Genomic DNA, 12,825 nt, shown 5'->3' on the forward strand with positions numbered 1-12,825 from the left:
CGGGAGAGGGCAAAGAATTTCTAGGAAGGCTGTTCATCCATGAACGAACTGACCAATTTCGCGAACCCGGTCGTCAAGGCCGAGACCTTCGACCAGATCCAGATCGGCATCGCCAGCCCGGACAAGATCCGCAGCTGGTCGTTCGGCGAGATCAAGAAGCCCGAAACCATCAACTATCGCACGTTCAAGCCCGAGCGTGACGGCCTGTTCTGCGCGCGCATCTTCGGTCCGATCAAGGATTACGAGTGCCTGTGCGGCAAGTACAAGCGCATGAAGTATAAAGGCATCGTCTGCGAGAAGTGCGGCGTCGAGGTCACCGTCTCGAAGGTCCGCCGCGAGCGCATGGGCCATATCGAGCTCGCTGCTCCGGTCGCGCACATCTGGTTCCTGAAGTCGCTGCCGTCGCGCATCGGCCTGCTGCTCGACATGCAGCTCAAGCAGCTCGAGCGCGTGCTGTATTTCGAGGCGTATATCGTGATCGAGCCGGGCATCACCCCGCTCGAAAAGTATCAGCTGATGACCGAGGACGAGCTCCTCGACGCGCAGGACGAGTATGGCGAAGACGCCTTCTCGGCCGGCATCGGCGCGGAAGCCGTGCGCATCATGCTGCAGGACCTCGATCTCGAGGGTGAGCGCAAGGAGCTCCTTGAGGAGCTCGCGGTCACCAAGTCCGAGCTGAAGCCCAAGAAGATCATCAAGCGCCTGAAGGTCGTCGAGAGCTTCATCGATTCGGGCAACCGCCCCGAGTGGATGATCCTCGAAGTCGTGCCGGTCATTCCGCCCGAATTGCGCCCGCTGGTGCCGCTCGACGGTGGTCGTTTCGCGACGTCGGATCTGAACGACCTGTATCGCCGCGTGATCAACCGCAACAACCGCCTCAAGCGCCTGATGGAGCTGCGTGCGCCGGACATCATCGTGCGCAACGAGAAGCGCATGCTGCAGGAGGCCGTCGACGCGCTGTTCGATAACGGCCGTCGCGGTCGCACGATCACGGGCGCCAACAAGCGTCCGCTCAAGTCGCTGTCCGACATGCTCAAGGGCAAGCAGGGCCGCTTCCGTCAGAACCTTCTGGGCAAGCGCGTCGACTATTCGGGTCGTTCGGTCATCGTGACCGGTCCGGAACTCAAGCTGCACCAGTGCGGCCTGCCCAAGAAGATGGCGCTCGAGCTGTTCAAGCCCTTCATCTACGCCCGTCTTGATGCGAAGGGTCTCTCGATGACCCTCAAGCAGGCGAAGAAGTGGGTCGAGAAGGAGCGCAAGGAAGTCTGGGACATCCTCGACGAGGTGATCCGCGAACATCCGGTCATGCTCAACCGCGCACCGACACTTCACCGTCTCGGCATCCAGGCGTTCGAGCCTGTGCTGATCGAGGGCAAGGCGATCCAGCTGCACCCGCTCGTCTGCTCGGCCTTCAACGCCGATTTCGACGGCGATCAGATGGCGGTCCACGTGCCGCTCTCGCTCGAAGCACAGCTCGAAGCGCGCGTGCTGATGATGTCGACCAACAACATCCTGTCGCCCGCCAACGGCAAGCCGATCATCGTGCCGTCGCAGGACATGGTGCTGGGTCTGTATTACCTCTCGATGCTCAAGGAGAATGAGCCGGGCCAGGGCATGATGATTTCCGACATGTCGGAAGTCCATCAGGCGCTCGAAGCCGGCGCAGTGACCTTGCATACCAAGATCATCAGCCGCGTTCCGCAGACCGATGAAAAGGGTAACCAGTACCTCAAGCGCTATGAGACCACCCCTGGTCGCATGCTGCTCGGCGAGTGCCTGCCGCAGTCGTCGAAGGTGCCGTTCGATACCGTCAACCGCCTCCTCACCAAGAAGGACGTGGGCGACGTGATCGACGAGGTCTATCGTCACACCGGCCAGAAGGACACGGTGCTGTTCGCCGATGCGATCATGAGCCTCGGCTTCAAGCACGCGTTCAAGGCCGGCATCTCGTTCGGCATGGACGACATGATCATTCCGGACGCCAAGATCGCATTGGTCGACGAGACCAAGGGTCTGGTGAAGGACTTCGAGCAGCAATATCAGGACGGCCTGATCACGCAGCAGGAGAAGTACAACAAGGTGATCGACGCATGGAGCCGTTGCGGCGACCAGGTGGCGAACGCCATGATGGACGAGATCAAGGCGGTTAAGCATTACGAGGACGGCCCCAACAAGGGTCGCGAGAAGCCGATCAACTCGATATACATGATGGCCCACTCGGGTGCACGTGGTTCGCAGGCGCAGATCAAGCAGCTTGCCGGCATGCGCGGCCTGATGGCCAAGCCGTCGGGCGAGATCATCGAGACGCCGATCATCTCGAACTTCAAGGAAGGTCTGACCGTCCTCGAATACTTCAACTCCACCCACGGTGCTCGTAAGGGCCTCGCGGATACGGCGTTGAAGACGGCGAACTCGGGCTACCTCACGCGTCGTCTGGTCGACGTGTCGCAGGATTGCGTGATCATGGAGCTCGACTGCGGCACGACCCGCGCGCTGGAAATGCGCGCGATCGTCCAGGGCGGCTCGACGATCGCGTCGCTCGGCGAGCGCATCCTCGGCCGTACGACCGCGGAGGACATCGTCGACAGCAAGACCGGCGAGATCGTCATCCCCTCGGGCACGCTGCTCGACGAGCCGATGATCCTGCAGATCGAGGCGATCGGCACGCAGTCGTGCAAGATCCGCTCGCCGCTCGTCTGCGAGACCAAGATCGGTGTGTGCGGCAAGTGCTACGGGCGCGATCTCGCCCGCGGTACCCCGGTCAACATCGGTGAAGCGGTCGGCGTCATCGCCGCCCAGTCGATCGGTGAGCCGGGCACGCAGCTGACGATGCGTACCTTCCACATCGGCGGTGCGGCGCAGCTCAACGAGCAGTCGAACCTCGAGGCGCTCTCGGACGGCACGATGGAATATCGCGACCTGCGCACCATCACCGACCAGCGCGGCCGTCGCGTCGTTCTGTCGCGCTCGGGCGAAGTCGCGATCATGGACATGGATGGCCGCGAGCGCGCGGTGCATCGTCTCCCGTACGGCGCCTATGTGCTGTTCGACGACGGTCACATCGTGTCGAAGGGCGATCGTCTGGCCGAGTGGGACCCGTTCACCATGCCGGTGATCACCGAGAATGGCGGCGTCGTGAAGTATGTCGATCTGATCGAGGGCAAGACGCTCACCGAGCAGGCCGACGAAGCGACCGGCATCTCGCAGCGGGTCGTGACCGAAAACCGCGGCATCGCCAGCAAGAAGGAGGATCTTCGTCCGCGCCTGACCCTCACGGGTGAAAGCGCCGAGGAATCCGGCCGCTACATGCTGGTCGCGGGCGCAACGCTCTCGGTCGAGGATGGCGCGATGGTTCAGGGCGGCGACGTCCTGGCGCGTGTCAGCCGCGAGAGCGCCAAGACGCGCGACATCACCGGTGGTCTGCCGCGTGTTGCCGAGCTGTTCGAAGCGCGCAAGCCGAAGGAAAATGCGATCATCGCAAAGGTCTCGGGCCGTGTCGTGTTCGGCAAGGACTATAAGGCCAAGCGCAAGATCGGCATTCAGCCCGAGGACGGCAGCGAGGTCGTCGAGTATCTGGTGCCCAAGTCGAAGGTCATCGACGTGCAGGAAGGCGATTACGTCAAGCGCGGCGACAACCTGATCGGTGGTTCGCCTGATCCGCACGACATTCTCGAAGTGCTCGGCATCGAGCCCTTGGCCGAATATCTCGTGTCGGAAATCCAGGAGGTCTATCGTCTCCAGGGCGTGAAGATCAACGACAAGCACATCGAGACGATCGTTCGTCAGATGCTGCAGAAGGTCGAGATCACCGACGGTGGCGACACCACGCTGCTCGCCGGCGAGCAGGTCGATCGCGACGAGATGGACGAGATGAACGCCAAGATCGGCAAGAAGGAGCGTCCGGCACAGGGCAAGCCGGTCCTGCTCGGCATCACCAAGGCGTCGCTGCAGACCCGCAGCTTCATCTCGGCGGCATCGTTCCAGGAAACGACGCGCGTGCTCACCGAAGCTTCGGTGCAGGGCAAGAAGGACACGCTCACCGGTCTCAAGGAGAACGTGATCGTGGGTCGTCTGATCCCGGCTGGCACCGGTGCGGGCATGGGTCGCCTGCGCGTCACCGCTTCGTCGCGCGATGCGGCGATGCGCGTCTCGCAGCGTCGCATGGCCGAAGTCTCGATCGTCGCCCCGAACTCGGCGAAGGAAGAGCATGACGCCGAGCTGGCCCGCTCGGCGCGCGATGCCGGTGGTACCGGTGACGATGCGCTCGCCGCGGTCGTGACGAGCGGCACCGGCACCGATGCCGATGCCGGCGAGTATCTTAACAAGGAGTGATCCTCCGCGTTCGGGTTACCGCCTGAAGAAATGAGAGCCGCCGTCCGGGGAAACCCGGGCGGCGGTTTTCTTTTGGCGGTCCGCGGGGGCCGGATTTCCGCGCCAGCTGGGTCTTCGGCTGGCATAAGTATCCTTATCCAGGCACTTGCCCGCCGTGCCACGCCCGCGTTAGCTTCCCCCAAAAGGGGGGGCTTCCTATGTTTGGCAAGTTTTTGGTGTTCCTTGGAACGCTCGGTATATCTGCGATCGCGACGGCAGCCGAGCCGACGCCATCGACCTTGGCGGCAGCGTTTGGCGCACGGGTCGGAGCATCGAGTCCAGCGCTCTCCCCCGACGGCACATTCCTCGTCTATATCGCCCCCGGCGCGGGACAACTCACCGTCGCGATGGTGATGAACCTCGCCGACGGCACCACCACGCCGATCACATATGCCGACGGCAAGCCGCTGAAATTGAGATTCTGCGGCTGGTCGGCCGCCGATCGGCTGGTCTGCCTCCTATCGGGCATCTCCAGGGTCGACGGCGACAAGCTAGCGTGGAGCCGCCTCGTGGCGGTTGACGCGGACGGCAAGCACAGTCTGCCGCTCGGCAGCCAGAAAGCGAGCTACGCCGTGCGCCAGAACGACGGCGAGGTGCTCGACTGGATGGCCGGCGTCGATGGCACGGTATTGATGTCCCGCGGGAACGGTGCGGAACGCGTCGATACCCGCACCGGAAAGGGTGTGCCCGTAAAGCCCGCGGTCAGCACAGGCTGGACCGATGGTAGCGGGACCGTCCGTATCACGGGCATATACGGGACCGACGCCAAGGGCATGTTGAATGGGAAGACGACCTTTTGGTATCGCCTTCCGGGACGCTCCGAGCAGAAACTGTTCAGCCATGTCGATGGCAACGGTAACGGACTGTCTCCCGTCGCCGTCGATGGGACGCGCAACCTGGCCTATGCCGTTCAAAAGAAGGATGGCCGTCGGGCGCTCTATTCGGTGATGCTCGACGGAACGATGAAGACGGACTTGGTCTATGCCGACCCCAAGGTCGATGTCGACAGTGTCGAGACGATCGGGCGGCACGACCGCGTGATCGGCCTGCGCTATGTGACCGACAAGACCCGCATCGTCTATTTCGACGCCGGCTACCGCGCGCTTGCCCAAAGCCTCGCCAAGGCCCTCCCGAAACTGTCCGATATCGCCTTTGTCAGTGCAAGCGCCGACGAGAAACGCGTTTTGCTATTCGCCGAAAGCGATATCGATTCCGGCCATTATTTCCTCTTCGACCGCGACACGCGCAAGCTGACCGAAGTCCTAGTGCCACGGGCCGACCTGTCCGGCATGCAATTGAGCGAGCAGCGCAGCATTACCTACCCGGCGGCGGACGGTACCTTGATTCCGGCCTATCTCACCTTGCCACCCGGCAGCACCGGCCGCCACATCCCCGCGATCGTCATGCCCCACGGTGGGCCGGCTGCGCGCGATGTCTGGGGGTTCGACTGGCTGCCGCAATTCTTCGCTCAACGGGGCTATGCGGTGATCCAGCCGCAGTTTCGCGGCTCGACCGGCTTTGGCGAGGACTTCGAGAAGAAGAACGGATTCCTGTCGTGGCCCACCGCGATTGGCGACGTCCTCGATGCCGGTCGCTGGATGATCGCGCAGGGCATCGCCGATCCCGATCGGCTCGGCGTTTTCGGCTGGTCCTATGGTGGCTATGCGGCGCTGCAAGCGAATGTCGTCGATCCCGCCTTGTTCAAGGCGGTGGTCGCGGTGGCACCGGTGACCGACCTCTATCGGCTCAAGGCGGACGCGGAGAACTTCACCAACGCCCGTCTCGTCGCGAAACAGGTCGGCTCCGGCCCGCTGCGCGAGCAGGGGTCCCCCGACCATTATGCGGCGCGTTTCAGCGCTCCGGTGCTGATGTTCCACGGCGATCAGGACATCAACGTCGAGATCGTCCAATCCCGTTTGATGGATGCGGCGTTGCACCGAGCCGGCAAGTCGAGCCGTTTGATCATCTATCCTGGGCTCGACCACCAACTCGACGATAGCGCAGCGCGAACGGATCTTCTGACGCAAGCCGACGCGTTCTTCTCGGCACGGCTGCGGACCGCCGGTCGATAGTCGGGTCCCGCCGGGACGCGAACCCAATGGACCTGCGGGTGATCGGACGACGGCTTTTTGCGGGCGCCGTGCGGGCCGGTGGATCCCGTGCCGTGCGTCCGCTCTCGGTCACCGCCCCTTGCACCACCGCTACGCCACGCCCATTTCGCTCGGGCACGGAAAAGCCACGGCGGTGCGGGAGACGGGCGAACACGTCCGCCCGGCACGATCGCCGCGTCCGCGCGATGGATCCCCGATCAGAAAGCAGCCGACATGAAGATTTTGATGGTACTGACGTCGCACGACCAACTGGGCGATACCGGCAAGAAGACCGGCTTCTGGCTCGAGGAACTCGCCGCGCCCTATTACGTGTTCAAGGACGCCGGCGCAGAGATCACGCTCGCGTCGCCCGCCGGCGGAAAGCCGCCGCTCGATCCCAAGAGCAACGAGCCCAACAGCCAGACAGACGATACGCGCCGGTTCGAGACCGATCGCGCTGCCACCGCGCAGCTGGCGAGCACAGTCCGGCTCGATACGGTCGACCAGGCCGATTACGACACGGTCTTCTATCCAGGCGGCCACGGTCCGCTCTGGGATCTGGCCGAATATCCCATCTCGATCGGCTTGATCGAGTCGTTCGTCGCTGCCGACAAGCCCGTCGCCTTGGTCTGCCACGCACCCGGCGCGCTGCGTCGCGTGAAAAGCGCCGATGGCACGCCGCTCGTCAAGGGCAAGCGCGTCACCGGCTTCACCAATAGCGAGGAGGAAGCGGTCGGGCTGACCAAGATCGTGCCGTTCCTCGTCGAGGACGAACTCACCGCGCTTGGCGGCTCGTATGAGAAGACAAGCGATTGGGGCGTGCACGTCGTGCAGGACGGCTTGCTGATTACCGGGCAGAACCCGGCCTCGTCTGCGGCTGCCGCGCACAAGCTGCTCGACGCGCTCGCGAAGTGAGGCGGCAAGCGGGAGGCGCACCAGCGGCGCCTCCCGCTTGTTCGGATCGACGAGAGTGAGCGCGGCCCTGGTTCACGACACCATCAACCGGGCTGCGCAACTCGAGCACCAGCAGCGGCGACGCGCCGTACGGCCTTGCCGGCATCGGAAGCGTCGCAAGCCGCCACAGGATGCGCGGACTTGTCGCTCACCCCCCATCTGTGCTGACTAGCCCCCGCCTCCCCGGGAAAGGTCGCCGATGGATTTCATGAAATGGCTCAATTCGCTGGGCGATCTGCTCTACGAAGTGATGAGCTGGCTGATCTTCTATCCGATCACGCTGTGGCGCACGCTCACCAATCCGCTCGCGATGATGCGCTATTCGGATACCGAACTGGGTGACCTCGAAGAGGATCAGTTCGACGACACGCTCAACCCGCCGCTGTTTCTCGTGCTGTCGCTGCTGCTGACGCAGGCGATCGATGTGGCGCTCGGCGGCGGGACCAATCCGATCATCGCGCAGAAGGCAGGGCTTGCCGGGTACATCACCGACAGCACGACGCTGCTCGCGCTACGCCTGATCCTGTTCTCGCTGTTTCCGCTGATCTTTGCGGCGCGGCTGCTGCGCGCCAAGCGGGTCAAGATCACGCGCCAGCGGCTCAAATCGCCTTTCTATGCGCAATGCTATGCCTGCGCGCCGTTTGCGCTGTTCCTCGGCGCGGCGCTGTCGCTCGGGCATGCCGCAATCCCCGAAGCACGGGCCGTCGGGACAGTCCTCGCGGGCGCGGCACTGCTCGCCTATCTCTTCGCGCAGACTTTGTGGTTCGCGCGCAACCTCGAACAATCCATGGTCCGCGCGTTCGGCAATACGCTGCGTGCGTTCTTCGAGGCGTGCGGCGCCTTTCTCTTTCTCGCGATCCTTTTCGTGGCGCATTGAAACCGTGCGGGAGAGCATTCGTTCTAGCAGTTCCAGTCCTGTAGTTCATCAGCATCATCGCTCGACTGTGAAGCGAGCTTAGCGTCAGGGAGAAACACCATGCGTGCCACTCGCATCCCCCTCATTGCTCTTGCGACCCTTGGCGGCCTGCTCGCCGTCCCCGTCTCGGCGCAATCCACCGGCCTTGAGGACATGGTCGGCGCGCGCGCCGGTCAGGCCGAGAACGGCGTTCGCGCGCGCGGCTACGAGCTCATTCGCGCCGATCGCGGCGACGACCGCAGCTATACCTATTGGTGGAGCGCATCGCGCCGCCAATGCGTGACGATTGCGACGATGGACGGCCGCTACGCTTCGGTCACGCCGACGCTGCCGCCCGATTGCGGCAAGATCGCAAGCTCCGATCGCGGGCGGCCCGACACCGCCTATCCGTCGCGCCCCGCCTATCCGCCACCCTACCGCCCCAGCGACGACCGGCGGGGTGATGGCTATGGCCGCGCGCCGTCGATCGCCGGGCGGCAGGTGACGCTCGGGCTGGTCTGCTTCGGCGACGGCAGCCGCGACGGCCTAGCGACGGGCACGCAGTGGCAGTGGAATTCGCAGCGCGACCGCTACGAATACGGCAGCTACACCGAATCGCGCCGCGAGATGTTCGATGCCTCGCTGATGCTCCAGCTGTGGGACGGCGGAGGGCGGATACGCCTGCCCAAGTCGCTCATCCCGCCGATCAATTCGCGGGGCGACAATGGCTGGTGGGATTTGTACGACGTCCAGCCCGACCGCGATACGATCACCGCCACCTATCGCCTCAACGGATTCAACAAGCCGCGCATCACGATCGATCGCAGGGCAGGACGGATCACCGTCCAGGGGCTGTCGAGCTATGGCTTCCGCGGAAGGTGCGATCAGCTCGGCGGGCCCAACCGCTTCTAGCCGAACGCGCCCTCCCGGCGCTTGTCGAGGCCTGTCGCATCAGTCGGGAACACGGCTCCACGGCGCCGCCCGCCGGACGTCGAGCCTGCACAGGCCCTGCAATCCGTGTCGCCGAGCATAGCCCATCACGCGCTGCTCGTAATCGGCCGCGCGCGGGTTGGCGAAATTCCAGTCGGGCGGATTGAAGGTCGAAAAGCCGTTGATCGTCGGCACGCGCCAGCGCTCGGCCAGGAACATCGCGTCGACATTGTGCGGGTACCAGCCGTTCAGCTCGGCGTTGATGAAGAGCGGCTCGCTGCGTCGGGTCGCGACCACATAGAAACTCGCGCACCCCGCCGGCGGGGCCGGAATCGACCATAAGGCGGTGCGATGGAGCGAACGACTGAGCCGCACGGGAGATTCGGCGCTGAGATTTTCGACCACCAACGCCGCCAGGATACCGGCGGCCGGCCACGGCTTCGATCGCGCCAGATCGTGGGCCCGCTCGCGCCACATTGCGCCGACGAGCAGCAGGAACGGCAGGACCAGCCACAGCTGGTAGCGCGACACGGTGCGCAACCCCTTCGCGCCCGGTACGAGTTCGAACACCAGCCCCCACGGTGACGCCACCCAGAATTGCAGCGTGAGCAGCCAGGCGATCATCATCGCCAGCGCGAAGGCGCGAAGCTCGGCCGAGACGGGCTGGCCTCGGCCGACGCGCCGCCGAACGATGATCCGCCACGCCGCGGTGACCACAAGGATGAAGAAGATCAGCGGCAATCCCGCTTCGTGCTCGCCGCCAAGCACGCGACCGGGAAGCGCCGGATCTGCCGGCAGGACCGCACCGACCAGCGCGAACAGGGGGTGGAAGATCCAGCCCCAGACGTAATTCCCGCGCCCCACGTTGATCATGTCGATCACCGGCGTGACGAGATAGCCCAACATGTCATGGTAGGAGTCCCCGCCCGTCTCGCGGACCGTGGGGAGATAGACCGACAGGAAAGGGAGAACCGGCACGAGAAACGCCACGGCGCCACAGGCGAGCGTTCCCGCGTGGCGCCGCACGAACGCGACAAGCGTCGCCGGGCGCCAGGTCGCGCTCGTCACGCACCAGCACGCGGCGAACAGACATGCCGAGAAGATCGTGAACCAGGCCATGTAATAGGTCGTCAGCAACCACGCCGCCATCAACGCACCGAGCGGTATCGTCAGCAACCGCGCGGCGCGGTGCCGCGCATCCCGCTCGGCCCGGACGATCGCGATCGCCAGCATCATGGCGACCGGCAACAGCGCGACGCTCTGGAGCTGCGCATGGACCGCCTGCAGCGAGATGTTGCTGGCGATGGTCCAAAGCAGCGCCACGACCAACGCTGCGGACCGCCCCCAGCGCAACGTCCGAGCGACCAGCAGATACGCCGCCACGAAGCCGATCGCCTTGAAGGTCGCGATGTTCAGCGTGTCGGCCTGGAACGGGTCGGCGAACGTCCGCCAGAAGGAATAGCTCACGCCATACAGAAAATAGCCGTCATTATAGCCCAGCGTTCCGGCGTACGGATGAAAGTACAGCGTCGTCGCCCAAGGCTCCGCACCGCTGAGGACGTTGCGCCAATGTTCGAGAATGCTGATCTCGATGATGGCGTCGTCACGGCCTCCGAAACCGAGATCGAAGCTGCTCAGGATCGGCACCCGGAAGAACAGCGCCATCGCCACGATGAAAACCAGCGCCGCTGCGCCAATGCTATGGAGGCTTCGCGGGTCGGTCGCGCCGCTTGCATTTTCGGGATCGGCCGGATGTTCTCCAGTCGGCCTTGCATCGTCGGGTAAACGCATGGGCGTGAAAGTTCAATCGCGACAGAGGGCGCTTTCGTCAGCGCCAATACACGGCCGCTATACGCTGTTCTTGCGTTTATACCATGCATCGCCGCGGATCATCCTCGCGCCCTGCAGCCCGCTCAATCTCGCCTGATACCGGACGAGTCATTTGCCTTCGCCACGTCGCCTCGGGCTGCGATGCCTGAGCGCCATAGCGAGAACGCGCTCCCGCGAGAGGCGCAGGGTGACGGCGTGAAGCCGACCGACACCCCGCCCCTTTACAACGTGATCGCGCCCTTCAGCCCGAGCACCACGACCTCGTCGGCGCTGCGCACGCCGCCGGGGTGGTGGATCCACTGCACATTGGGCTGCAGCTCGAGCCACGGCAGCGGCGTCACGCTGTAATAGATTTCGGCGGCATATTCGGCGTCGCGCACCGGCGTGCCGGGGACCAGCCGGTCGGCGTCCGCCGCGCGCCCGTTGACGTTGGTCCGCCCGAACGCGACGCCGAGCACGTCGCCCGGCAGCCACGTCGCGAGCCCCTTGTAGAACACCCCGACCACCGCCTGATTGTCGGTCACCGCGGTCGCGCGGTCGGTCTGGGTGAAATTGGCGAACACGCCGAGCCCGTCGAGCGACTTGCCGTCCTTCGACTTGCCGGTGATCTGCTGCTGGACGCTGACATAGCCGCCATAGCGCCCCGAATGCTCGAGCGGGGCGAGCCCGGTGACGACGATCGGGCGGCGGTTGATGTCGAGATAGACGTCACTGCCATTGGCGGTCGTGTACCAGCCGCCGACCTTGTACGATCCGACATGGCCGCCATCGCCACCATGCGTCCACCCCGCCTCGAACGGGATTAGCACGCCCGTCGCGCCATGCCAGCGCGCGACGAAGAAATTGTTCTTCAGGTTGAGCGGATTGACCTCATAGACACCTGCCTGGACGTACACGCCGGGCCGCACATCGACATGCAGCCGCGTGCCCCACTGCCCTACCGGCCAGTTCTGCCAGTAATCGCCGACCAGATTGCCCGGCTGCGCGCCGCAGAAGGTGAGGTTCTGGAAGTGGCACGAGAAGACCGCGAAATCCGACCCCGGATTGGTGCGGCCGAGCTTGAGTTCGACCGAATCCCCGATCTTCTGTTCGTACCAGAGCTCGGTCACGCGCACCGTCTGCCCGCGGCCATAGACCTCCTGCACCTGCTGCAGCGTGTTGAGCCCGGCGACGTCGGACAGATTGTCGCCGCGCCGCCAGGTGAGCGTCGCCTGCAGCGTCCCGCCCTCGAGCCCGACGAGCTTGCCCATGTCGACCTTCGCGCCGATGTCGAACTGCCCGGTCTCGGTGATCGCCTGATGCTTGCCGCCGGTCGGATTATATGCCGTCTCCGACGCATAGCGCGCCGACACATCGACGCCGCGTTCGCCGAGCCAGGTGCGGCTGTTGCGCCAGTCGCCGAACAGGCCCGGCGGGGCCGCGCTCTGCGTATCGCCGATCTGCGAACCGGGCGAGGTATCGCGCTGGTGCAGCATGTGGTTGGGCACGTAGCGCTTGGCCGCGGCCTTAGCGGCGGTCGGGGCGGCAGGCGCGTCGGTCGCAGGCGTCTTGGTGTCGTTCGCGGTCGGCGCGGCGGGGGTGGTCGGTGGCGGTGCGGGCGCGCCGATATCGACCTGTTGCGCCATCGCAACCGCCGGCAGCAGCAGCGCGGCAAGCACGCCTGCCGCCGCGCTCGCATACAGTTTCCGAACGATCATCACCTTGCCTCACACCGAACCGATTCTGCGGGTCCGATGCAACGCAGCCGGCGCAAAG

7 protein-coding genes are annotated in these 12,825 nt (G+C 64.6%); 5 read left to right on the top strand and 2 right to left on the bottom strand.

The window, feature by feature from the left end:
* The first annotated feature begins 39 nt into the window (after positions 1–39).
* From rpoC to EAH76_RS01065, 5 genes are all read left to right on the top strand, one after another.
* Complete coding sequence (gene rpoC, locus EAH76_RS01045) at positions 40–4,332, top strand: DNA-directed RNA polymerase subunit beta' (protein ID WP_140846860.1); 4,293 nt, start codon at positions 40–42, stop codon at positions 4,330–4,332.
* Positions 4,333–4,529: 197 nt separating this feature from the next.
* Complete coding sequence (locus EAH76_RS01050) at positions 4,530–6,443, top strand: S9 family peptidase (protein ID WP_140846861.1); 1,914 nt, start codon at positions 4,530–4,532, stop codon at positions 6,441–6,443.
* Between the two features lie 252 nt (positions 6,444–6,695).
* Positions 6,696–7,376 (top strand): type 1 glutamine amidotransferase domain-containing protein, encoded by a 681-nt coding sequence (locus EAH76_RS01055; RefSeq protein ID WP_140846863.1) that lies wholly within the window; start codon positions 6,696–6,698, stop codon positions 7,374–7,376.
* A gap of 238 nt (positions 7,377–7,614) precedes the next feature.
* On the top strand, positions 7,615–8,292 hold the full coding sequence (locus EAH76_RS01060; RefSeq protein WP_140846866.1) for a hypothetical protein: 678 nt from the start codon (positions 7,615–7,617) through the stop codon (positions 8,290–8,292).
* A gap of 99 nt (positions 8,293–8,391) precedes the next feature.
* Positions 8,392–9,222, top strand: a complete 831-nt coding sequence (locus EAH76_RS01065; RefSeq protein WP_140846868.1) for a hypothetical protein — start codon at positions 8,392–8,394, stop codon at positions 9,220–9,222.
* Positions 9,223–9,261: 39 nt separating this feature from the next.
* Here EAH76_RS01065 and EAH76_RS01070 read toward each other — a convergent pair whose 3' ends face one another.
* Both EAH76_RS01070 and EAH76_RS01075 read right to left on the bottom strand, forming a co-directional pair.
* Positions 9,262–11,031: a hypothetical protein gene (locus tag EAH76_RS01070; RefSeq protein ID WP_241659486.1), complete on the bottom strand. Its 1,770-nt coding sequence runs from the start codon at positions 11,029–11,031 to the stop codon at positions 9,262–9,264.
* 260 nt (positions 11,032–11,291) lie between these two features.
* Positions 11,292–12,767 carry a carbohydrate porin gene (locus tag EAH76_RS01075; RefSeq protein ID WP_140846870.1) on the bottom strand — a complete coding sequence of 492 codons (1,476 nt, stop codon included), beginning with the start codon at positions 12,765–12,767 and terminating at the stop codon, positions 11,292–11,294.
* Positions 12,768–12,825: the final 58 nt, after the last annotated feature.

Source organism: Sphingomonas glacialis, assembly GCF_006439055.1.
In the GTDB taxonomy this organism is placed as follows: domain Bacteria; phylum Pseudomonadota; class Alphaproteobacteria; order Sphingomonadales; family Sphingomonadaceae; genus Sphingomonas; species Sphingomonas glacialis_A.